Source organism: Acidovorax sp. LjRoot66, assembly GCF_964253305.1.
In the GTDB taxonomy this organism is placed as follows: domain Bacteria; phylum Pseudomonadota; class Gammaproteobacteria; order Burkholderiales; family Burkholderiaceae_C; genus Acidovorax.
The window spans coordinates 5,538,282-5,558,671 of record NZ_CAXUQU020000001.1 but is presented as its reverse complement, the minus strand read 5'-3'; the positions used below and the strand labels follow the sequence as shown (position 1 = coordinate 5,558,671).

18 protein-coding genes and 1 pseudogene are annotated in these 20,390 nt (G+C 67.6%); 7 read left to right on the top strand and 12 right to left on the bottom strand.

Going from position 1 to position 20,390, the window contains the following annotated elements:
• Positions 1 to 12 precede the first annotated feature (12 nt).
• Genes ACSQ3Y_RS26070 through ACSQ3Y_RS26060 form a run of 3 tightly spaced genes read right to left on the bottom strand, consistent with a single transcriptional unit; the run spans position 13 to position 2,865 of the window.
• The gene (locus ACSQ3Y_RS26070) at positions 13 to 669 is read right to left on the bottom strand and encodes an ABC transporter ATP-binding protein (RefSeq protein ID WP_436179337.1); all 657 of its coding nucleotides are present in this window, start codon (positions 667 to 669) and stop codon (positions 13 to 15) included.
• Positions 666 to 1,637, bottom strand: a complete 972-nt coding sequence (gene miaA / locus ACSQ3Y_RS26065; protein ID WP_436179336.1) for a tRNA (adenosine(37)-N6)-dimethylallyltransferase MiaA — start codon at positions 1,635 to 1,637, stop codon at positions 666 to 668. The genes ACSQ3Y_RS26070 and miaA overlap by 4 nt, the downstream gene beginning before the upstream one ends.
• Positions 1,624 to 2,865 carry a multidrug effflux MFS transporter gene (locus tag ACSQ3Y_RS26060; RefSeq protein ID WP_436179335.1) on the bottom strand — a complete coding sequence of 414 codons (1,242 nt, stop codon included), beginning with the start codon at positions 2,863 to 2,865 and terminating at the stop codon, positions 1,624 to 1,626. Before ACSQ3Y_RS26060 ends, miaA begins: the two co-directional genes overlap by 14 nt.
• 77 nt (positions 2,866 to 2,942) lie before the next feature.
• Between ACSQ3Y_RS26060 and ACSQ3Y_RS26055 the strand changes: the two are divergent.
• Positions 2,943 to 3,191: pseudogene (locus ACSQ3Y_RS26055) on the top strand (6-aminohexanoate hydrolase); the annotation flags it as partial.
• On the opposite strand, the gene ACSQ3Y_RS26050 reads toward ACSQ3Y_RS26055, so the two are convergent.
• Together ACSQ3Y_RS26050 and gdhA are read right to left on the bottom strand one after the other, a co-directional pair.
• Positions 3,151 to 4,062: an alpha/beta hydrolase gene (locus ACSQ3Y_RS26050; RefSeq protein WP_057202203.1), complete on the bottom strand. Its 912-nt coding sequence runs from the start codon at positions 4,060 to 4,062 to the stop codon at positions 3,151 to 3,153. The pseudogene ACSQ3Y_RS26055 and the gene ACSQ3Y_RS26050 overlap by 41 nt on opposite strands.
• Positions 4,063 to 4,201: 139 nt before the next feature.
• Positions 4,202 to 5,545, bottom strand: a complete 1,344-nt coding sequence (gdhA, locus tag ACSQ3Y_RS26045) for an NADP-specific glutamate dehydrogenase (RefSeq protein WP_436179334.1) — start codon at positions 5,543 to 5,545, stop codon at positions 4,202 to 4,204.
• A 253-nt stretch (positions 5,546 to 5,798) separates the two neighbouring features.
• Between gdhA and ACSQ3Y_RS26040 the strand changes: the two genes are divergently transcribed.
• On the top strand, positions 5,799 to 6,968 hold the full coding sequence (locus ACSQ3Y_RS26040; RefSeq protein ID WP_057202205.1) for a glycerophosphodiester phosphodiesterase: 1,170 nt from the start codon (positions 5,799 to 5,801) through the stop codon (positions 6,966 to 6,968).
• A gap of 60 nt (positions 6,969 to 7,028) precedes the next feature.
• Here the strand turns inward: ACSQ3Y_RS26040 and ACSQ3Y_RS26035 are convergent, their stop codons facing one another.
• Both ACSQ3Y_RS26035 and mutL read right to left on the bottom strand, forming a co-directional pair.
• Positions 7,029 to 7,709 carry a hypothetical protein gene (locus tag ACSQ3Y_RS26035; protein ID WP_436179333.1) on the bottom strand — a complete coding sequence of 227 codons (681 nt, stop codon included), beginning with the start codon at positions 7,707 to 7,709 and terminating at the stop codon, positions 7,029 to 7,031.
• 64 nt (positions 7,710 to 7,773) lie between these two features.
• Positions 7,774 to 9,777, bottom strand: coding sequence for a DNA mismatch repair endonuclease MutL (mutL, locus tag ACSQ3Y_RS26030; protein WP_436179332.1), 2,004 nt, complete (start codon positions 9,775 to 9,777; stop codon positions 7,774 to 7,776).
• Between the two features lie 96 nt (positions 9,778 to 9,873).
• On the opposite strand from mutL, the gene ACSQ3Y_RS26025 reads away from it, so the two are divergent.
• Positions 9,874 to 10,524, top strand: a complete 651-nt coding sequence (locus ACSQ3Y_RS26025) for a DedA family protein (protein WP_436179331.1) — start codon at positions 9,874 to 9,876, stop codon at positions 10,522 to 10,524.
• 85 nt (positions 10,525 to 10,609) lie between these two features.
• On the opposite strand, the gene ACSQ3Y_RS26020 is transcribed toward ACSQ3Y_RS26025, so the two are convergent.
• Positions 10,610 to 10,855, bottom strand: coding sequence for a glycine zipper 2TM domain-containing protein (locus tag ACSQ3Y_RS26020; RefSeq protein ID WP_436179330.1), 246 nt, complete (start codon positions 10,853 to 10,855; stop codon positions 10,610 to 10,612).
• Positions 10,856 to 11,138: 283 nt separating this feature from the next.
• On the opposite strand from ACSQ3Y_RS26020, the gene ACSQ3Y_RS26015 reads away from it, so the two are divergent.
• A complete protein-coding gene (locus ACSQ3Y_RS26015; RefSeq protein WP_436179329.1) occupies positions 11,139 to 12,722 on the top strand; it encodes a methyl-accepting chemotaxis protein in 1,584 nt (527 codons plus the stop codon).
• A 2-nt stretch (positions 12,723 to 12,724) separates the two neighbouring features.
• Here ACSQ3Y_RS26015 and ACSQ3Y_RS26010 read toward each other — a convergent pair whose 3' ends face one another.
• The 3 genes from ACSQ3Y_RS26010 to tsaE all read right to left on the bottom strand — a co-directional run bounded on the left by ACSQ3Y_RS26010 (position 12,725) and on the right by tsaE (position 15,165).
• The gene (locus ACSQ3Y_RS26010) at positions 12,725 to 13,057 is read right to left on the bottom strand and encodes a cupin domain-containing protein (RefSeq protein ID WP_057268183.1); all 333 of its coding nucleotides are present in this window, start codon (positions 13,055 to 13,057) and stop codon (positions 12,725 to 12,727) included.
• A 97-nt stretch (positions 13,058 to 13,154) separates the two neighbouring features.
• A complete protein-coding gene (locus ACSQ3Y_RS26005) occupies positions 13,155 to 14,606 on the bottom strand; it encodes an N-acetylmuramoyl-L-alanine amidase (RefSeq protein WP_057268182.1) in 1,452 nt (483 codons plus the stop codon).
• A 4-nt stretch (positions 14,607 to 14,610) separates the two neighbouring features.
• On the bottom strand, positions 14,611 to 15,165 hold the full coding sequence (tsaE, locus tag ACSQ3Y_RS26000; RefSeq protein ID WP_057268202.1) for a tRNA (adenosine(37)-N6)-threonylcarbamoyltransferase complex ATPase subunit type 1 TsaE: 555 nt from the start codon (positions 15,163 to 15,165) through the stop codon (positions 14,611 to 14,613).
• A 12-nt stretch (positions 15,166 to 15,177) separates the two neighbouring features.
• Here tsaE and queG point away from each other — a divergent pair, with 12 nt between their 5' ends.
• Both queG and ACSQ3Y_RS25990 read left to right on the top strand, forming a co-directional pair.
• On the top strand, positions 15,178 to 16,224 hold the full coding sequence (gene queG / locus ACSQ3Y_RS25995; protein WP_200961109.1) for a tRNA epoxyqueuosine(34) reductase QueG: 1,047 nt from the start codon (positions 15,178 to 15,180) through the stop codon (positions 16,222 to 16,224).
• 83 nt (positions 16,225 to 16,307) lie between these two features.
• On the top strand, positions 16,308 to 17,621 hold the full coding sequence (locus ACSQ3Y_RS25990) for an ArgE/DapE family deacylase (protein ID WP_057202213.1): 1,314 nt from the start codon (positions 16,308 to 16,310) through the stop codon (positions 17,619 to 17,621).
• Between the two features lie 103 nt (positions 17,622 to 17,724).
• Here the strand turns inward: ACSQ3Y_RS25990 and ACSQ3Y_RS25985 are convergent, their stop codons facing one another.
• The gene (locus ACSQ3Y_RS25985; RefSeq protein WP_436179328.1) at positions 17,725 to 18,540 is read right to left on the bottom strand and encodes an AraC family transcriptional regulator; all 816 of its coding nucleotides are present in this window, start codon (positions 18,538 to 18,540) and stop codon (positions 17,725 to 17,727) included.
• Between the two features lie 216 nt (positions 18,541 to 18,756).
• Here ACSQ3Y_RS25985 and ACSQ3Y_RS25980 point away from each other — a divergent pair, with 216 nt between their 5' ends.
• Complete coding sequence (locus tag ACSQ3Y_RS25980) at positions 18,757 to 20,346, top strand: ABC transporter substrate-binding protein (protein ID WP_436179327.1); 1,590 nt, start codon at positions 18,757 to 18,759, stop codon at positions 20,344 to 20,346.
• The last annotated feature ends 44 nt before the right edge of the window (positions 20,347 to 20,390 follow it).

The window sequence follows — 20,390 nt, the reverse complement described above, 5'->3', positions numbered from 1 at the left end:
GGCCTGGCGCAGTCAGCCTGCGCCGATGCCGTCGCTGCGCAGCCGCAGCACTCGGTCGGCCCGCGCGGCGGCCGCATTCGAATGCGTGACCAGCACCAGCGATGCGCCGTGTTCGCGCGTCTGCGCGAGCAGCAGGTCCATCACCAGCGCGGCGGTGGTGGGGTCCAGGTTGCCCGTGGGTTCGTCGGCCAGCAGCAGGGCGGGGCGGTGCACCAGGGCTCGGGCAATGGCCACGCGCTGCAACTGGCCGCCGCTGAGCTGCTGCGGCAGGCGCGCGCCCAGCTCGGCCAGGCCCACGGCGGCGAGCATGTGCTGCACCCGTGTTGCGTCGTTCTGGCCCAGCAGCATCAAAGGCAAGGCCACGTTCTGCGCCACGTCCAAGTGCGGCAGCACGTGGAAGGCCTGGAACACGAAGCCCACGTGCGCACGCCGCCACAGGGCGCGCGCCGTGTCGTCGAGCGTGCCCAGGTCGGTGCTGCCGTGCGTGATGCGCCCGGTGTCCCAGGTATCCAGGCCCGCCAGGCAGTTGAGCAGGGTGGACTTGCCCACCCCCGAGTCCCCCACGATGGCCACGAACTCACCGGGTTGCACTGCAAAGTCGACACCGGAAAACACCGTGGCCTCGCCATAGTGCTTGCCCAGGGCGCTGACGGTCAGTGTGGCCGTCATGGCGCGGCGGCATCCAGCCGCGCCAGCACGGCCTGCACCAGCGCGGCCGTGGCATCGGGCTGGTCGCAGGCGATGGCATGGCGCGCGGGCATGCTGCGCAGCCAGGTGATCTGGCGCTTGGCCAACTGGCGCGTGGCGGCAATGCCGCGCTCGCGCAGGCTGTCCATGGGGAAGGGGCCGTAAAGGCTTTCCCAGGCCTGGCGGTAGCCTACGCAGCGCATGGAGGGCAGGTCCGGGTGCAGGTCGCCGCGTGCGTGCAGGGCCTTCACCTCGTCCAAGAAGCCGGCCTGCAGCATGGCATCGAAGCGCTGGGCGATGCGCGCATGCAGCCAGGCGCGGTCATCGGGTTCCAGGCTGAACAGGGCGGTGCTGGCCGCCACTGTGCTCGTGGCGCGGTCCTTGGCCGAGTGAAAGCTCGACAGCGGCCGGCCAGAGACCTGCCACACCTCCAGCGCGCGCTGGATGCGCTGGCTGTCGGCCGGGGCCAGGCGCGCGGCGGTGACCGGGTCCACGCGCGCAAGCTCGGCATGCAGCGCGGGCCAGCCCTGCGCTGCGGCCTGGGCCTCGATGCGCTCGCGCACCGCAGGGTCGGCGGCGGGCATGTCGTCGATGCCGTCGAACAGCGCCTTGAAGTACAGCATGGTGCCGCCCACCAGCAGCGGCAGCGCGCCTCGCGCTCGGATCTCGGCAATGAGCCGGGTGGCGTCCTGCACGAACTCGGCCGCGCTGTAGGCCTGCAGCGGGTCGCGGATGTCGATCAGGTGGTGCGGTACGGCAGCCAGTTCGTCGCTGCTGGGCTTGGCGGTGCCAATGTCCATGCCGCAGTAGACCAGGGCCGAGTCCACGCTGATGATCTCCACCGGCATGCGCGGCGCCAGCACGGCGGCCAGCGCGAGGGCACCAGCGGTCTTGCCCGAGGCAGTGGGGCCGGCCAGCGCGATGGAAGGAATGTGTTCAGGCGCGCTCACCAGGATCTCCGAATTTCTGCACCAGCGTCCACGAGATCACGGCCAGCACCACCGACCAGAACCAGATGCCATTGACCAGCGGCCACACCGTGCCATCCAGGCGCAGGCCCAGCCAGCCGCCGATGGCGAAGGCCGCCAGCATCATCATGAAACCGTTGAGCGCCGAGGCCACGCCGGCCGCCTGGGGGAACGGCCCCACGGCGCCGCTCTGCCCACAGGGCTGGTGGATGCCATGCGCCAGCATGAACAGGTAGAACGGCAGCAGCAGCGCCCAGGGCTGGTGCCAGCCCATGAAGGCGACCAGCCCCATCAGCGTGCCGCCTGCCAGGCTCAGGCCGCCCGCAATGGCCACGGAGCGCTTGAGTCCGAAGCGTGCCAACAGCCCCCGGCACAGAAAGGTGCCCGCAAAGTAGGCCACGCAGGCCGATGCCATGGCACCACCGTACTGCGTGCGCGACAGGCCCAGCACGTCGATGAACACGAAGGACGATGACGCGAGAAAGGTGAACAGCCCCCCATAGGTGGCCGTGGTCTGCAGCGAAAAGGCCCAGAAGGTCGGGTGGCGCAGCACCTGCAGCCAGGTGGCCACCAGGGTGCGTGGCTGCAGGGCGCGCGGGTTTCGGTGCACCAGCGTCTCGGGCAGGCGCAGGGCCACCAGGGCCAGCGTGGCCACGGCATATACCGTGAGGGCCGAGAGCGATGCGCGCCAGCCCAGCCACTCGGCCAGCAGGCCGCCCAGCGGCGCGCAGATGCAGGCCACGAAGCCCAGGCCGGTGAGCGCCTTGGACATGGCGCGTGCGCCCTCCAACGGGGTGTACAGGTCGCGCACGATGGCGCGCGCGCACATCACCACCGAGCCCATGGCCGCCCCCTGGGCGATGCGCCACAGGATCAGCAGCGACATGCTGGGGGCCAGCGCGCTGCCGATGGAGGCCACGGTGTAGATGGCCAGGCCCACCAGCAGAATGGGCCGGCGGCCGAAGCGGTCCGACAAGGGGCCCCAGACCAGCTGCGAGCAGCCGAAGGCCAGCAGCAGGCCGCTGAGCGTGAGCTGGGCCGCAGACACGGGGGCACCCAGGCTGCGCGTGAGGGCGGGCAGCGCCGGCAGGTACAGGTCGGTGGTGACGGGCTGGATGCTCAGCAGCAGGGCCAGTATCAGGATGGCCAGGGCCGGGGAAATGGCAGCAGGCGCGGCCGGGTGGCCGGCGGTGGCGAAGGGGGCAGACATATCTGTCTGAGCGTACCAGATGGGTCGGGACAAACCCGCACACGGGGCTTTCGCGTCGCTTGCACGACATTGGCGTGGGCACGCCGCTGCAGGGCGCGGGTCTGAACGCCACGGCCGGCTACAGCTACCGCAACCAGTGGTGGGTGCTGCACAACGCCGATGGCGCCTACGAAGCCTCAGGCATCCATGGGCAAATGGTGCATGTGAACCCGGCGGCCGAGATGGTGATCGTCAAGCTCTCCTCGCACCCGGTGGCCAGCGCTGCGGCCACGCAGGCGCTCACGCTCAAGGCGTGGTCGGCGCTGGCGCAGGCCGTTCGGCGTTGAGGCCCACGATGGGCGCGGGATCGCCCTCGTAGCCGGGCGGCGTGAGATGGAACAGCGAGACCAAGGCCTCGCGGTACATCTCCATGCCCACGTCGTTGGTGTTGTGGTGCGAGCCGCCCTCCACCAGCACGAAGCGCTTGGGCTCCTGGGCGGCGTCGTACAGCTTGCGCCCGAGCGCCGGGGCGATCAGGCTGTCCTGGCTGCCATGCACCACGAGCAGCGGGGACCCGATCTCCGAGACCTTGCGCACCGATTCGAAGCGCTGCGTGATCAATGCCGACACCGGCAACCAGCCCCATTTGAAGGTGCTGAGCACCTCGGGGATGCTGGTGAAGGTCCCCTCGACCATGACGCCTTTTTCGTCCTTGACCTGGCGGGCCAGGTCGATGGCGATGGCCCCGCCCAGCGAGTGACCGAAGATGTAACGCGCCGCCTGGGGGTGGCGCTGGCCCAGCCAGTCCCAGGCAGCGTGCGCGTCCTCGGCGGCCATGGCCTCCGAAGGCAGGCCGGCGCTGCTCTGGCCAAACCCCCGGTAGTCGATGGCCAGCACCGAAAAGCCCAGTGCGTGCATGCGCCGGATGCGCGGCGATGAGCCTGCCACGTTCCAGCGTGCACCATGCAGGTACAGCAGCACCGGTGCGTCTGCACGGTCCGAGGGCATCCACAGCCCGTGCAGGCGCTCCGCCTTGTCCGTCGCTCGCGATGCGAAGTCGATCCACACGTCCTGCATGCCTTCGGTCACCCCCGTGCCGCCCCAGCTGCGGTTGCTGGGCTGGAAGATCCACTCGCGCTGCTTGGCATCGAGGGTCGAGCAACCAGCACTGACCGCCAGGGCCAGGACCAGTGAGAGCAGGAGGGCGGTGCGTTTCATTGCAGGAACTGACTCGCGTGCATGTAGGAAAGTTCTGATTTCCATTGCATGCATCGTGCCTGTTACGAAAAAGGGAGGCATTGCCTCCCTTTTGTTACCTATTTCCCGCTTTTGGCGGGATTTTGGATGCCGTTGATGGCTACACCACGCCTTGCGCCAGCATCGCGTCGGCCACCTTCACGAAGCCTGCCACATTGGCCCCGTCCACATAGCTCACGCTGCCGTCGGCGCGCTTGCCGTAGCGCAGGCAGGCGGCATGGATGCCCTGCATGATCTGCAGCAGGCGCGCGTCCACCTCTTCGCGTGGCCAGGACAGGCGGGCCGCGTTCTGGCTCATCTCCAGCCCGGAAGTGGCCACGCCACCCGCGTTACTGGCCTTGCCGGGTGCGTAGAGCACGCCCGCCGCCTCGAAGGCCTTGGCGGCCTCGATGGTCGATGGCATGTTGGCGCCTTCGGCCACGCAGATGACGCCGTTCCTGATCAGCACGGCCGCGTCGTCGGCATCGAGTTCGTTCTGCGTGGCGCAGGGCAGGGCCACGTCCACCGGCACATGCCAGGGGCGCACGCCGGCCTCTAACTTCGCGCCGGTGCGGGCCGCATAGTCGGCCACGCGCCCGTAGTGGTGGTTTTTCACGTCCATCAGAATGGCCAGCTTCTCGGTGGTGAAGCCTTCCTCATCGACGATGGTGCCGCTGGAGTCCGACACCGTGACCACCTTGGCGCCCAGCTCCAGGGCTTTTTCCACCGCGTACTGCGCCACATTGCCCGAGCCGGAGACCGACACGCGCAGGCCGTCGAAGCTGCGGCCCTTCTGCTTGAGCATCTCTGCCGCGAAGTACACCGTGCCGTAACCCGTGGCCTCAGGGCGCACCAGCGAGCCACCGAACGACAGGCCCTTGCCCGTGAACACGCAGTCGGACCGGTTGCTGAGCTTCTTCATCATGCCGGCCATGAAGCCCACCTCGCGCCCGCCCACGCCGATGTCGCCGGCCGGAACGTCGGTGTCCGCACCCACATGGCGGAACAGCTCCGAGACGAAGGCCTGGCAAAAACGCATCACCTCCCCGGGGCTCTTGCCCTTGGGGTCGAAATCCGAGCCCCCCTTGCCGCCGCCCATGGGCAAGGTGGTCAGCGCGTTCTTGAAGGTTTGCTCGAACGCCAGGAATTTGAGCACCGACAGGTTCACCGAGGGGTGGAAGCGCAAACCGCCCTTGTAGGGGCCGATCGCCATGCTGTGCTGGATACGGTAGCCGCGGTTGACCTGCACCGTGCCATGGTCGTCCACCCAGGAGACGCGGAACATCACCACGCGCTCGGGCTCCACCAGGCGCTCCAGCAGGCCATGCTCGGCATAGCGCGGGTGCTGGGCGATGAAGGGCCACAGGCTCTCCATGACTTCTGTGACAGCCTGCAAAAACTCGGGTTGATGGGGGTTGCGCTGCGCCACTTGCGCAAGGAAACTGCCAGCGGACTCGTACTTCATATCAGAGAAAGGCTTTCTTCAGGGAGGAGGAAAAGGCCCGGCGGAAATGGCCAGACCCGCGGGTTATGTCAAAAAGTCATGAACTCATGTGTGCAAATGCACAATTGTGGGGATTATGACGGCTGTATTGCTTCAATGTGGTGCGCAAGCCCTGGCTTTGATGGCTGAAATGCCCTGTAATGGGGCGTCACGGTCTTGTCACAAGCCGGCCCCACAGTTCGGCGATTCCAATCCACAACACGAGGAGAAGACGATGCACATTACTGGTGCGAAAGCCGGTTCATTGGCCCTTTTGGCCGCCGTGGCACTCACGGCCTGCGGTGGCGACAACGATTCCAAATACCCCACGCTCAATGGCGCCACGCCCCTGGTCATTGGCCACCGCGGTGCCAGCGGCTACCTGCCCGAGCACACGCTGGAAAGCTACCGCCGCGGCATCGAACTGGGCGCCGACTTCATCGAGCCCGACCTCGTGGCCACCAAGGACGGCGTGCTGATCGCGCGCCATGAGCCCAACATCACGGCCACCACCGACGTCTCGCAGCGCCCCGAGTTCGCCAGCCGCAAGACCCAGAAGACCGTGGACGGTGTGAAGGAAGAAGGCTGGTTCGCCAGCGACTTCACCCTGGCCGAGATCAAGACCCTGCGTGCCGTGCAGCCCATGGCCGACCGCGACCAGTCCAACAACGGCAAGTTCCTGATCCCCACCTACGAGGAAATCCTGGAACTGGCCAAGACCGAAGGCGCCAAGGCCAACCGCACGGTGGGCGTGTACACCGAGACCAAGCACCCTACCTACCATGTGGGCCTGAACCTGGCGCTCGAAGACCGCCTGCTGTCCATCCTGGCCAAGAACGGCTACACGGCCAAGAACTCGCCGGTGATCATCCAGTCGTTCGAGGTCGCGAACCTCAAGTACCTGCGCAGCAAGACCCAGGTGCGCCTTGTGCAACTGGTCGACGCGGACGACGTGAAGGCCGACGGAAGCATGTCGCTGGTGGCCCCCTACGACAAGCCTTACGACTTCGCCGTGGCCGGCGATGCCCGCACCTTCGCCAGCCTGCTGACCCCGGCCGGTCTGAAGGAAGTGAAGACCTACGCCGACGGCATCGGCCCCTGGAAGCCGTACCTGATTCCTTCGAAGCAGGTGGATGCCAACAACGACGGCAAGGCCGACGACCTGAACGGCGACGGCATCATCGACAACCGCGACCGCGTGATGCTGCCGCCGACCGATGTGGTGAAGAACGCCCACGCCGAAGGCCTGTTCGTGCACCCCTACACCTTCCGCAGCGAACCCAAGCAGCTCGCCTCGGACTTCAAGGGCGACCCCAAGGCCGAGTACAAGCTGTTCTTCAACCTGGGTGTGGATGGCCTGTTCAGCGACTTCCCCGACCAGGCCAAGGCCGCGCGCGACAATTGAGCTGTGTTGCTTTTGCCCTGAGCCCGCCGCGTGCGGGCTTTTTTCTGCGCGGGCGAACCCTCAGAAACCGCGCTGGATACCCATGCTCAGCAGCGTGCGGCCCTGCTGTCGGCCCAGGCTGCCGTCGATTTGCCACTGCGGTGCCCACTCCCACCGGGCCCCTGTCTGGAAGGTGGGGGCGCTGCCGCGCTGGCCAAAGGCTTCGGCGTGCACGGTGATGGGCCCCAAGGCGCGCTCCACCGCAAAGCCCCAGGCGGGAATCCAGTGCCGCGCTGGTAGCCGCAGGGCACCCAGGTTGGCATGCAGGGCGCCCCAGGCCGTATTGCAGGTGCCTACCAGGCCCAGGGCCAGGGTGTTGCCGGGTGCGTGGCGGGTGTGCAGCAGGCCGCCCGTGCTGGCGGCGTTGCATCCCTGCTCCTGCGACGCATTCCACAACCATTTGACCTGCAGTCCCTGCACTGTGGCGTGGCCCTCGAAGTCGCGCGCCAGCACGGCGCCCAGCTCCACGCCCTGCCTGGGCGAATAGGCTGGGGCGAGGTAGGCGTTGCCCTTTGTGCCGCGGCCTCCTTCCCACCACGCTTCCAACTGGCCTCCTGCCTGTTCTGCAACGCCCGCATCGTCCACGCTCAGGGGGCGTCCGGCCTCTGCCGGCAGCACGATGGCCAGGGCGGCAGCAGTGCCCCATTGGCGGGCTCGGCTGGGAAGGCGGGCGAGGCCCGCAGGTGCTTGGAGGTTGCGCATGTTGGTCGTATGTTGGCTGAGAAGCGCGCCCTTGCGGCATGCTCCTTGGCTATGCAGTCGGCGGCTAGCGCCCGCGCAGGAACAGCGCGTCCAGCTCGCGCATGGACAGCTGGCGCCAGGTGGGGCGGCCATGGTTGCACTGGTCCGAACGGTCGGTGGTTTCCATCTGGCGCAGCAGGGCGTTCATCTCGTCGATGGTGAGCCGGCGGTTGGCGCGCACCGCGCCATGGCAGGCCATGGTGCCCAGGATCTCGTTGCGCGCGCGCTGCACCACCGTGGTGGCGTCGTGCGCGGCCAGCTCGGCCAGCACGCTGCGCGCCAGCTCCACTGCGTCGCCCTGGGCCAGCGTGGTGGGCACGGCGCGCACGGCCAGCGTCTTGGGCGAGAAGGGCACCACCTCCAGGCCCAGCATGGCCAACACGTCCACGCTGGCCTCGGCCGTGGCCACCTCTTCGGGCGTGGCCGCGAAGGTGGCGGGGATCAAGAGGGGCTGGCTGGCAATGCGCGCACCGCTGTCCACCTGGGATTTCAGGCGCTCATAGACGATGCGCTCGTGCGCGGCGTGCATGTCCACGATGACCATGCCCTGCGCGTTCTCGGCCAGGATGTAGACACCATGCAACTGCGCCACGGCCCGGCCCAGGGGCCAGGCGGCTTCCTGGCCATCGCGGCCCACGGGCAGGGGGGCATCGCCCGCCGAGCGCTGGGGCAGCGGTGTCGCAGGTGCTGCCGCTGCAAGGCTGCTGGCAGGGAATGCCGTGCGCTCGGCGACCGGCGCATCGGCCTGCAGTGCTGCACTGGCGAAGCCGGTGGACGGGACCGGGGTGGCGGTTGCCGGCGTGCCCCACAACGCCTGCAGGTCTGTCACGCGGTGGCCCACGGGCTCCTCGAAGCGCATGGCCGACTGGGCGCGCCAGTCGGGCAGCGGTGTCCTGGCCAGGGTGAAGGGGGCTTGTTCGGTGGCTGCCGGTGCCGTTTCTGCGGCCAGGGCGGCAGCGGCCAATGCGGCGGCGCGCGGGGCGGCCAGGGCATTTTCCACAGCATGGCGCACGGCCTGGTGCACCTCGCGGCTGTCACGAAAGCGCACCTCGATCTTGGTGGGGTGCACGTTCACGTCCACGCGGGCCGGGTCGATCTCCACGTACAGCGCATACACCGGCTGCTTGTGGCCGTGCAGCACATCCTCGTAAGCGCTGCGTGCCGCGTGCGTAAGCACCTTGTCGCGCACGAAGCGGCCGTTCACATAGCAATACTGGTGGTCTGCGCGCGAGCGTGCCGCGTCGGGCAGGCCGGCGCGGCCGGTCACGGTAACCGCGCCCGAGCGGTGCTGCACGGCCACCGATTGGGTCACGAAGTCCTCGCCCAGCACGTCGGACAGGCGCCTTGCCAGCGCATCCTGCGCATCGCTGCCCTGGCCCGGCACGAAGGTGGCGCGCCACTGCTCGACCAGCTTGCCCTCGTGCCAGATGGCAAAGCCCACGTCGGGCCGGGCCAGCGCATGGCGGCGCACGGATTCGATGCAGTGCGCGAGCTCCGTGGAGTCGGTCTTGAGGAACTTGCGCCGCGCGGGGGTGGAAAAGAACAATTCCTTGACCTCCACCGTGGTGCCGGTGGCGCGTGCCGCAGGGCGCAGCTCGCCGCTGCGCGCATCAAGCAGAAAGGCCGTGGCCTGGCTGGCCGGGCGCGACAGCAGCGACATCTCGGACACCGAGGCCACGGCGGCCAGGGCCTCGCCGCGAAAGCCCATGGTGGCCACGGTCTCCAGGTCCGTGAGGTTGGTGATCTTGCTCGTGGCGTGGCGGCGCAGGGCCACCGGCAGCTCGTCCTGCGGAATGCCGCCGCCATCGTCCTCCACCGTGATCAGGCGCACGCCACCGGCCGACAGCCGTACGGTGACCTGCGTGGCACCCGCGTCCAGCGCGTTGTCCACCAGCTCGCGCACGACGGAAGCGGGGCGCTCGACCACCTCGCCGGCCGCGATCTGGCTGATCAGCTCGTCGGGCAGGTCGCGGATGGGACGGCGGGCGGAGGGTTCGGCTGCGGGGGAGGGAAGGGCGTTGGAGGTCACCCTGCGGATTTTAGGTCCGGTTGCCGTGGGGACTTGCCGGCAGGGGCTGGATGCCGGTGGGGATAATGCGCGCTGCCCTCAACAGCCCCGGACCCCATGGAACTCATCACCTTCCTGATCGACTTCATCCTGCACGTGGACAAGTACCTCGAGATGTTCGTGCAGAACTACGGGCCCTGGGTCTATGCGCTGCTGTTCATCATCGTCTTCGTCGAGACGGGCGTGGTGGTCATGCCCTTCCTGCCCGGCGACTCGCTGCTGTTCATCGTGGGCGCGCTGTGCGGTGCGGGGCTCATGAACTTTCCGCTGGCCTGTGCGGTGCTGGTCGTGGCCGCCATCCTCGGGGACCAGTGCAACTACTCCATAGGCCGCTATTTCGGGCCCAAGGTCTTCCAGTGGGAGGATTCGCGCTGGTTCAACCGCCGGGCGTTCAACCAGGCCCATGAGTTCTATGAGCGCTACGGCGGCGTCACCATCGTGATCGCGCGCTTCATGCCCTTCATCCGCACCTTCGCGCCCTTCGTGGCCGGCGTGGCCGAAATGTCGCGCAGCAAGTTCACGGCGTTCAACGTGGGCGGCGCGCTGCTGTGGGTGCTGGGCATCGCCACGGCAGGCTACTTCTTCGGCAGCTTCGCCTGGGTCAAGGAGAACCTGGACAAGATCATCTGGGCCATGATCTTCATTCCCGGGCTGATCGCGATTTTTGGTGCCTGGCGGGCCGGGCGCAAGGCCAAGGCTATGGCCTGATCCATTGCCCCCATGCGCAAAGCGCCGCCCATCGCGAGATGGCGGCGCTTTTTGCATGGTCGGGGCTGTGGTTCAGCCCTCCAGATCAACGGCGATAGTAGTGGCGTTGGTCGCGGTCTTCACCGATTTCGTGGCCCACCAAGGCGCCGGCGGCGGCACCGCCGATGGTGCCCACCGGGCCACCGAAGATGGCGTTGCCGGCTGCACCGCCGACCACGGCACCGACACCGGTGCCGACCTGTGCGTTGGTGGGGTTGGAGGCGCAACCGCCCATGGTCAGGGCGGCGGTGGCGGAAGCGGCGACGAGAAGGGTTCGAAGGGTATTGGTCATGGCGGGATTCCTTTGCGGTGGGTGGAGTCAGGCCTTGAAGTTCAAAAACCCGTGGGCTTTCGGTGTTCGACCTGTGCCTCTACTGTCACGCGCCAGGCGTTTTTGCGGTGTAGGTACCCGGGGGCAGCGGCTGTAGGACCCTGTCCGGGTGCCGTGTCCCCAAAAATTGTGCACGCGAGGCACTTGTCGATGGCCAGGTGGTGCCGGGGGAGGGTTATGCTGCGCTCATTCCAGCAGAAGACTGCTGCCGCCAACGCGGCCATAACAAGCAAGGAGACACACCATGGGCAACCCCGCACTTCCCTCACCCGGCAGCCACAGCACCCGGGGAGGCCAACTCACGGTGGCCCAGCAGATCAGCCTGGTCGTGGCCCTGGCGGCGGCCGTGCTCATCGTTGTGCTGGCGCTCAGCCTGGTGCGTGTGCAGCACCTGGGTGCCACGGTGGACCACCTGGCCAGTGAGCAGGTGGAGCGCCTGCAACTGGCGCTGCGCTGGCGCAGCAACATTGCAGTCAATTCCACGCGGGTGTTCTCGGTCGTGCAATCCGATGGCGACGATCTGCAGAACTTCTTCAAGGACCTGATCGCAGCCACCACGGCCGACACCTCGCAGGTGCAAAAGCGCTACACCGAACTGGAGACCAGCCCCGAGGGCCTGCGCATCCAGGAGGAACTGGCCACGGTGCGCAAACCCTACCTGGAAGCGCGTGACAAATCCCTGGCGATCAAGAAAGGCGGGGATATGGCGGCGGCCAAGGCGTTTGCCCTGTCCACCTTTGTCCCGGTGGTCAACCAGTACAACGCGGTGGCCGACAAGATGGTGGCCTATCAGGTCCAGCGTTCGGCCGACCAGGCCGCCGAGGCTTCCGGCCTGATCCGCTCCTACCGCACCACGGTGCTGGTGGCTGGCGTGGTGGGTCTCGCGCTGCTGATGCTGCTGTCCTGGGTGGTGGTGCGGCGCATCCGCGCTTCACTGCACGGGGTGGCCGTGGTGGCGCGCAGCATCGGCGAGGGCGACCTGTCGCAGCACATAGCCGTGCAGGGGCGTGGCGAGGTGGCCGAGATGATGCAGGCCATGCAGCACATGCAGACCTCGCTGGTGCGCATCGTGGGCGCCGTGCGCCAGAGCAGCGACTCCATCGCCACCGGCTCCAGCGAGATCGCCATGGGCAACGCCGACCTGAGCCAGCGCACCGAGGAGCAGGCCAGCAATCTCGAAGAGACGGCCGCCTCGATGGAGGAGATCACCAGCACCGTGAAGAACAATGCCGACACCGCCCGCAAGGCCGCCACGCTGGCCGGCACAGCGTCCGAGGCGGCCGTCAAGGGCGGCGAGGTGGTGGGCCAGGTAGTGGCCACCATGCAGGACATCTCGGCCTCGTCGAAAAAGATCACCGACATCATCAGCGTCATCGACGGCATCGCCTTCCAGACCAACATCCTGGCGCTCAACGCAGCCGTGGAAGCGGCCCGTGCGGGCGAACAGGGCCGGGGCTTTGCCGTGGTGGCCAGCGAGGTGCGCAGCCTGGCGGGCCGCAGCGCCGAAGCCGCCAAGGAGATCAAGTCCCTGATCGGCGCCAGTGCCGAACGCGTGGACAGCGGCACGCGGCTGGTGGCCGACGCGGGCGCGGGCATGGAGGACATCGTCACCCAGGTCAAGCGCGTGAGCGATCTGATCGCCGAGATCTCCAGCGCCACGGGCGAGCAGACCATCGGCATCGGCCAGGTCGGCGAGGCCGTGACCCAACTCGACCAGGTCACGCAGCAGAACGCCGCGCTGGTGGAGCAGAGCGCTGCCGCAGCCGACAGCCTCAAGCACCAGGCGGCGCGCCTGGCCGAGATCGTGAGTGTCTTCCGGCTTTCCTGAACTCAGCCCGGCAGCAGGCAGATCGTCAGCAGCACCGACGAGTCCTTGACCGCCTTGAGTGCATGTGGCGAGCGCGGTGCCAGGTGCACGAAGTCGCCAGGCTGCAGCAGCTGCACCGAATCGCCGGCGTGGAACTCCACGGCGCCTTCCAGGCACTGCACGGTGGCCTCGCCCTGGGTCTGGTGCTCGCGCATGGCCTTGCCTGCGGGCAGCACCACGCGCATCACCTCCAGCTGGCCGGCCTTGAGGATGGCCGAGGTGGTGGCGCTGGCCAGTTGCGCGCCCAGGGGGCGCACGCTGGCCACTTCTCCGGATTGTGCGTGGGGCAGTGCCATGGTTCTTCTCCTTCACCGTTGTCGTGGGGCCGTGGCTCCCACTGTGCCTGCGAAGGCTGCATGAGGCAAGCCACGCACTGCTGAAGAGGGCAATCGACTACACCGAGCGGCTGCGCGCCAGCGGCGGGTTCTTGGCGAAGTAGCGGGTGATGCCGCGCATCAGCGCGTCGGCCAGTTGCACTTGGTAGGCGCTGCTGCGCAGCTTGGCCTCTTCCTCGGGGTTGCTGATGAAGGCGGTTTCCACCAGCACGCTGGGGATGTCGGGCGCCTTGAGCACGGCAAAGCCGGCCTGTTCCACGCGCGGCTTGTGCAGCTTGGCCATGTTGCCGATCTCGCCCAGCAGCACGCTGCCGAGTTTCAGGCTGTCGTTGATTTGCGCCGTGGTGCTCATGTCCAGCAGCATGCGCTGCACATGGCGGTCCTGGCTCTGCACGTTCAGGCCGCCCACCAGGTCGGCCTGGTTCTCCTTGTTGGCCAGCCAGCGCGCGGCCGTGCTCGATGCGCCGCTCTGGCTCAGCGCGAACACGCTGGCGCCGCGTGCCGCCGGCGTGGTGAAGGCGTCGGCGTGGATGCTCACGAACAGGTCGGCCTGCACGCGGCGGGCCTTTTCCACGCGCGTGCCCAGGGGCACGAAGAAGTCGCCGTCGCGCGTGAGGAAGGCGCGCATGGGGTTGCCGCCCACGGTGGTGGCGTTGATGCGGTCGCGCAGCAGGTGGGCCACGCGCAGCACCACGTCCTTCTCGCGCGTGCCACCGGGCCCGATGGCGCCGGGGTCCTCGCCGCCGTGCCCGGGGTCCAGTGCCACGATGATGATGCGGTCGGTCTGCGTGGACGTGGCGCGGTTGCCGCCGCCTTTGGCCGGCGGGGCGGCTGCCACCACAGGCGCAGGCGGCTCCGCCGCAGCTGGCGGCGGGGCGGGGGCCGGGCCGGGGCGGTTGGCGTGCTGGGCGATCAGGTCTCCCAGGGGGTCGGCCTGCGGGGCCGGGGCCGTCGCAAGTGCGGCGGCAGGGGGGCGCACGGCAGCGGCGGCCACGGGGGGCGCTGCACGGCCACCCGTGGTATCGCGCAGGCGCTCGGCGATCAGGGCCTCCAGCGGGTCCACGGGCTCGGCAGGGTACAGGTCGAACACCAGGCGGTGCTGGTAGGCGGCCACCGGGGGCAGGGTGAACACCTGGGGCATGGCGGGCTGTTTCAGGTCCACCACCAGGCGCACCACGTTGGGCGCGTTCTGGCCTACGCGGATACCAGCGATGTTCGGGTCGTCGGGCTTGACCTTGGCCACCAGCTCGCGCAGCTCGGGGCTCAGGTCGATGCCCTCGATATCCACAGCCAGGCGCGGCGGCGTGGTCACGAAGAACTGTTTGGCCACCAGCTTGCCATCGGATTCGATGGTCACGCGCGTGTACTCGGGGGCAGGCCAGACGCGCACTGCCAGGATGGTGGCGCCGCGCGCGATCTGCTGTGTGCCCAGCAAAAGTACCAGGCTGCCCGTCTGCAGCAGGGTGCGGCGAGACGGCTGGCGGGGCGCCGGGCGGGCGGGCAGCTTCATTCGTTCAGAGTCCTTGCAGCAGCCGGTGGCCGGCGGCGGTGTGTGCATGCACGGTGACTTGCCTTTCGGTGTCGTCAATTGCTTCAATGTGTATAGCAAGGTCGGCAGGCGGGGTCAGCGCTGCAGCCTTTTCCGGCCATTCTGCCACCTTGAGGCCCGGGTTGGCAAAAATGTCCCTGAATCCGGCGTCCTCCCACTCGCGCGGGTCGTCGAAGCGGTAGAAGTCGAAGTGCCAGACCGTGGTGGCGTGCGGGGCCAGGCCCGGGGCCTCGTGCGGCTCCACCACGGCGTAGGTGGGGCTCTTGATGCGGCCTTGCACCCCCAAAGCACGCAGCAGGTGGCGCACCAGCGTGGTCTTGCCCGCGCCCAGGTCGCCGTGCAGGGTGAGGAAGGCGTTGGCCAGCAAGGGTTGCTGGGCGGCCAGCGCCTGCGCGAAGGCGGCGGTGTCGTCCTCGCCGTGCCAGTGCCAGATGCGAGGGCTTTGCGTGCGAGGGCTTTCCTGCGCGGCCGGGAGCGCGGGGCTTTCTACAATCGGGCCGGTATGTGGTGCAACAGTCAACTCGTTCCTCAAATGCAGGAGTGGGCCCGCGAGCTGGGATTTTCCCAAATCGGCGTGGCGGGGGTGGATTTGTCTGCCGCCGAAGCAGGGTTGGTGCAGTGGCTGGCCCAAGGGTTCCATGGCGAGATGCATTACATGGCCTCCCACGGCACCCGCCGCGCCCGCCCGGCGGAGCTGGTGCCCGGCACCGTGAGCGTGATCACGGCACGCATGGATTATCTGCCGCGCGGCAAGTCCATGGACGACTGGCAGGCGATGGAGCTGTCGCGCCTGGCGCGCCCGGGTGAGGGCATTGTCTCGGTCTATGCCCGGGGCCGCGACTACCACAAGGTGCTGCGCGCGCGGCTGCAAAAGCTCAGCGACCGCATCGCCGAGGCCGTGGGCCCGTTCGGCCACCGTGTGTTCACCGACTCGGCACCCGTGCTCGAGGCCGAGCTCGCTGCGCGCAGCGGCCAGGGCTGGCGCGGCAAGCACACGCTGGTGCTCAACCGCGAGGCGGGCTCGATGTTCTTCCTGGGCGAAATCTACGTGGACATGCAGTTGCCCGAGAGCGCACCCGTCACCGCGCACTGCGGCAGCTGCAGCGCCTGCATAGCCATCTGCCCCACGCAGGCCATCATCGCCCCGCACCGCATCGACGCGCGCCGCTGCATCTCCTACCTGACCATCGAGCACGGCGGCCCCATCCCCGTGGAGTTCCGCGCGGCCATGGGCAACCGCATCTACGGCTGCGACGATTGCCAGCTAGCCTGCCCCTGGAACAAGTTCGCGCAGGTGAGCCGCCTGCCCGATTTCGACGAGCGCAGCGGCCTGTCGGGCCAGCAGCTGGTGCATCTGTTCGGCTGGGACGAGGCCACTTTTCTGCGCATGACCGAGGGAGGGCCCATCCGCCGCATCGGCCATGAACGCTGGCTGCGCAACGTGGCCGTATCGCTGGGCAATGCCCTGCGTGCGCAGCCCGACGACGAGGGCCTGCGCAGCGCGCTGCAGTCGCGCGCCGGGCATGAGAGCGCGCTGGTGCGTGAGCATGTGGCGTGGGCGCTGGCGCAAGCGCATTGACGCTTTTCAGATCGGCGCGATTGCGACAGTGCGCGGCCCGTTCTGAACAACGCGCCCGCTGGCCCGGTGAAAGAATGGTTTCCATGCAAGAAACCACCACCACCCCTGAATTCGTGGCGAGCGAAACCGCCATCGTTGCCGCCGCCCACGCGCTGCGCGGCGAAGCCGTCGCCATGCTCAGCGAACTGGTCACCCACCCCTCGCTGCTGGGCCAGGAGCAGAGTGCGCAGAGCTTCATGGCCAGGGCTTTCGCCGGCCTGGGTCTGCAGGTGGACGAGTTCCAGATCGACGAGGAGAAACTCAAGGCCCACCCCGGCTACTCGCCCTCCCTGGTCTCGTACGAGGGGCGCACCAACGTGGTGGGCATCCACCGCCCCAGCGGCCCGTTCAAGGGCAACTCGCTGATCTTCAACGGCCACATCGACGTGGTGCCCACGGGCGCCGAAGTGCTGTGGACCGGCTCACCGTTCTCCGGCCGGGTCGAGGGGGACCGCCTCTACGGGCGCGGCGCGTCGGACATGAAGGCCGGCATCGTGGCCTACACCATGGCCTACAAGGCGCTCAGGTCCATGGGCCTGGAACCTGCCTCGCCGGTGTACTTCCAGTCGGTGATCGAAGAGGAATGCACCGGCAACGGTGCGCTGGCCTGCCTGGTGGAGGGCTACCGAGCGGACGCCGCGGTGATCACCGAGCCGGTGGCGGACAACGGCGTCATGACCTGCCAGATGGGTGTGCTGTGGCTGGCCATCGAGGTGCTGGGCAAGCCCGTGCACGCCTCTGTGGCACAGACCGGCGTGGGCGCCATCGACTTCACCATGTACCTGTTCGGTGAACTCAAGAAGCTCGAAGCGCGCTGGAACGCGCCCAGCGCGCGCTACCGCAGCTATGCGCACCACCAGCACCCGGTGAACTTCAACCTGGGCAAGATCAGCGGCGGCGAATGGGCGTCGTCCGTGCCCTCCGCCTGCCGGGCCGACGTGCGCATCGGCTTCTATCCCGACATGAAGGTCGGCAAGGCCAAGGCAGAGATCGAGGCCGTGCTGGCCGCCGCCTATGCTGCCCACCCGGCGCACGCTGCGCTGAGCTACCAGGTGGTCTATGGCGGCTTCCAGGCCGACGGCTGCGACGTGCCGCCCGATGCGCCCATCGTCGTGGCCATCTCGCAATGCCACAAGGACATCGTGGGCACGGAACTGGTGCCCACGGCTTTCACCGGCACCACCGACGCCAAGTTCTTCAACCTCTACGGCGACACCCCGGCCATCTGCTACGGCCCCTCGGGCGGTGCCAACATCCACGGCATCGACGAGTGGGTTTCCATCGACAGCATGGTGCAGACGGTCGCGGTGCTCGCGGTCTTCATGGCGCGCTGGTGCGGGGTCAACCGCCTGGGCTGAAGTTGGCTGGCTGGGCAGAAAAAATCCCCGAATGGTGCTGGCCATGCGGGGATTTTTGACTTTCATGGTGCATCCACTGAACGGACTGCACCACTTCAGGGTGTCAATCCAGGTCCATGTCGCTGCGCCCCAGGTAGTGGCGCGGCGTCTTTCCCATCACGCGGCGGAACATGGCCGAGAAGGCACTGGGGCTCTCGTAGCCCAGGTCGAAGGCCACCGTGGTGACGGGCGTGCCCGATGACAGGCGGCGCAGCGCCTCCATCAGGCGCACCTGCTGACGCCACAGCGTGAAGGTGATGCCGGTCTGGTCGCGGAACAGCCGCGTGAGCGTGCGCCGGCCCAGGGCGCCATGGTGCGCCCAGTACTCGATGTCGCCGTCGTGGCTGGGGTCGGCCAGCAACGCCCGGCAGATGCGCAGCAGGCGCGCATCGCGCGGCATGGGCACGTGCAGCGGGATCTTGGGGGCGCCGCAGATCTCGTCGAGGATCAGGCGCATCACGCGGCCGTCGCGGCCCGCCTCGTCGTAAAGCAGGGGGATGTCGATGGCCTCGATGATGAGGTGGCGCATCAGCGGCGACACTTCGATCACGCAGCACTCGATGGGCAGGTCGGGAGAGGCGTCGGGCTGGATGTAAAGCGAGCGGTTGGATACCGCCTGGCCGCGCGCATGCATCTCGTGCTCCACCCCGCCGGGCACCCACACGGCGCGGTTGGGCGGCACGAGCCAGGCGCCTTCTTCGGTGTGCAGGGCGAACGTGCCCTTGACCGAATAGGCCAGTTGCGCGCGCGGGTGCGAATGCCGGGGAACGATCATCGACGGCTCGGGGTCGTGCTCCACGATGATCATGGAGACCGGCCTCGGGATGTCCTGGTAGTCCTGGAAAACGACGCTGCGGGCGGTGGTCAAGCTGTTGTTCATCACTCCCTCTCGGCACGCAAGAAGCGCGCCAAAGCAATGCAGCGGACTGTGACGCGCGCAAGTCCCGCCGTCAAGCCATCGCAAGGATGGCCCAAGCGAAACAGAACTCGGCTCGAAACGCGCCGCCTTGGCGGGGCCGGCTGCCTACACTGAATTCGCGATCAACACACCGCGCAACCCGTGCGGCAGTCCACGTCCAACCCCCTGAGGATCAGCATGAACAAACGTGAGTTCCACAAGTACCTGCTTGCGACCGGCGCCCTGGGCCTGGCAGAGTTTCCGCTGGGTATCACCGCAGCGCACGGCCAGACGCGCGGCGGCACGCTCAACTCCATCGTGCAGCCCGAGCCGCCGATCCTGAACCTCGCGGTGAGCCAGCTCACGCCCACGCAGATGGTCTCGGGCAAGATCTTCCTGAGCCTGCTGACCTACGACGTCAACCTCAAGCCCATGCCCAGCCTGGCCAGGAGCTGGACCATCTCGAGCGACGGCAAGACCTACACCTTCAAGCTCGAACCCAATGCCAAGTGGCACGACGGCAAGCCCCTCACGTCCGAGGACGTGCTCTACACCGTCAAGGAGTTCCTGCCCATCACGCACCCGCGCGCCAAGGCCATCTTCGGCCGCTGCGAGTCCATCACCGCGCCCGATGCGCAGACCGTGGTCTTCAAGCTGACGGAGCCCTTCGGCCCCTTCATCGGCGCCTTCGACATCTCCAACCTGCCGGTCATGCCCAAGCACATCTATGCCGGCACCGACATCGTCAAGAACCCGGCCAACCTCAACCCCATCGGCTCGGGCCCGTTCAAGCTCAAGGAATGGGTGCGCGGCTCGCACATCCACCTGGTGCGCAACGAAAATTACTTCAAGCCCGGCCTGCCCTACCTGGACGCCATCATCTACCGCGTGGTGCCCGATGGTGCATCGCGCGCCCTGGCGCTCGAAAACGGCACCGTGCAGCTCACGCAGTGGACCGACCTGGAGCTGTTCGACGCCAACCGCCTGGCCAAGAAGGACAACCTGGCCGTCACCACCAAGGGCTATGAGTACTTCGCGCCCATCATGTGGCTGGAGATCAACAACCGCACGGCACCGCTGAACGACAAGCGCTTTCGCCAGGCGGTGATGCACGCCATCGACCGCAATTTCATCAAGGACAAGATCCTCTACGGCTTCGGCAAGGTCGCCACCGGCCCGGTGAACTCCAAGACCAAGTACTACGAACCCAACGTCAAGAAGTACGATTTCTCCATCGACAAGGCCAAGGCCCTGCTCGACGAGATGGGCCTCAAGCCCGACGCCAAGGGCGTGCGTACCACCGTGCGCCTGCCGGTCTCGCCCTACGGCGAGATGGTGCAGCGCACCTGCGAGTACATCCGCCAGTCGCTGGCCAAGGTGGGCATCGCCGTCACGCTGGAATCCACCGATCCGGGCAGCTACACGCAGCGCATCAGCAACTGGGACTACGAGCTCAACCTCTCGTGGCTGTACCAGTTCGGGGACCCGGCCTTGGGCGTCACGCGCAACTACGTGACCTCCAACATCCGCAAGATCCTGTTCACCAACACGGTGGGCTACTCCAACGCCCAGGTCGACAAGCTGGCCGACCAGGCCGCAGTGGAGGTGGACGAGGCCAAGCGCGGCGCGCTCTACAGCGAGATGCAGAAGATCATCGTCGACGAGGTGCCCATCGCCTGGCTGGTGGAGATGGACTTCCCCACCATCCACGACAAGCGCCTGCAGAACCTGGTGACGAGTGCCATCGGCATCCACGAGAGCTTCGACACGGTCTATTTCAAGGGCTGATGGGACACGGGCGTGGCAGTGTGCCGCGCCCGGCGCCCGGGCAT

Excerpts from the sequence above, each read along its gene's own strand:
- ACSQ3Y_RS26070 (WP_436179337.1), bottom strand. The coding sequence starts at position 669 with ATGACGGCCACACTGACCGTCAGCGCCCTGGGCAAGCACTATGGCGAG.
- ACSQ3Y_RS26060 (WP_436179335.1), bottom strand. The coding sequence starts at position 2,865 with ATGTCTGCCCCCTTCGCCACCGCCGGCCACCCGGCCGCGCCTGCTGCC.
- ACSQ3Y_RS26050 (WP_057202203.1), bottom strand. The coding sequence starts at position 4,062 with ATGAAACGCACCGCCCTCCTGCTCTCACTGGTCCTGGCCCTGGCGGTC.
- gdhA (WP_436179334.1), bottom strand. The coding sequence starts at position 5,545 with ATGAAGTACGAGTCCGCTGGCAGTTTCCTTGCGCAAGTGGCGCAGCGC.
- ACSQ3Y_RS26040 (WP_057202205.1), top strand. The coding sequence starts at position 5,799 with ATGCACATTACTGGTGCGAAAGCCGGTTCATTGGCCCTTTTGGCCGCC.
- ACSQ3Y_RS26035 (WP_436179333.1), bottom strand. The coding sequence starts at position 7,709 with ATGCGCAACCTCCAAGCACCTGCGGGCCTCGCCCGCCTTCCCAGCCGA.
- ACSQ3Y_RS26025 (WP_436179331.1), top strand. The coding sequence starts at position 9,874 with ATGGAACTCATCACCTTCCTGATCGACTTCATCCTGCACGTGGACAAG.
- ACSQ3Y_RS26020 (WP_436179330.1), bottom strand. The coding sequence starts at position 10,855 with ATGACCAATACCCTTCGAACCCTTCTCGTCGCCGCTTCCGCCACCGCC.
- ACSQ3Y_RS26015 (WP_436179329.1), top strand. The coding sequence starts at position 11,139 with ATGGGCAACCCCGCACTTCCCTCACCCGGCAGCCACAGCACCCGGGGA.
- ACSQ3Y_RS26010 (WP_057268183.1), bottom strand. The coding sequence starts at position 13,057 with ATGGCACTGCCCCACGCACAATCCGGAGAAGTGGCCAGCGTGCGCCCC.
- ACSQ3Y_RS26005 (WP_057268182.1), bottom strand. The coding sequence starts at position 14,606 with ATGAAGCTGCCCGCCCGCCCGGCGCCCCGCCAGCCGTCTCGCCGCACC.
- queG (WP_200961109.1), top strand. The coding sequence starts at position 15,178 with ATGCAGGAGTGGGCCCGCGAGCTGGGATTTTCCCAAATCGGCGTGGCG.
- ACSQ3Y_RS25990 (WP_057202213.1), top strand. The coding sequence starts at position 16,308 with ATGCAAGAAACCACCACCACCCCTGAATTCGTGGCGAGCGAAACCGCC.
- ACSQ3Y_RS25985 (WP_436179328.1), bottom strand. The coding sequence starts at position 18,540 with ATGAACAACAGCTTGACCACCGCCCGCAGCGTCGTTTTCCAGGACTAC.
- ACSQ3Y_RS25980 (WP_436179327.1), top strand. The coding sequence starts at position 18,757 with ATGAACAAACGTGAGTTCCACAAGTACCTGCTTGCGACCGGCGCCCTG.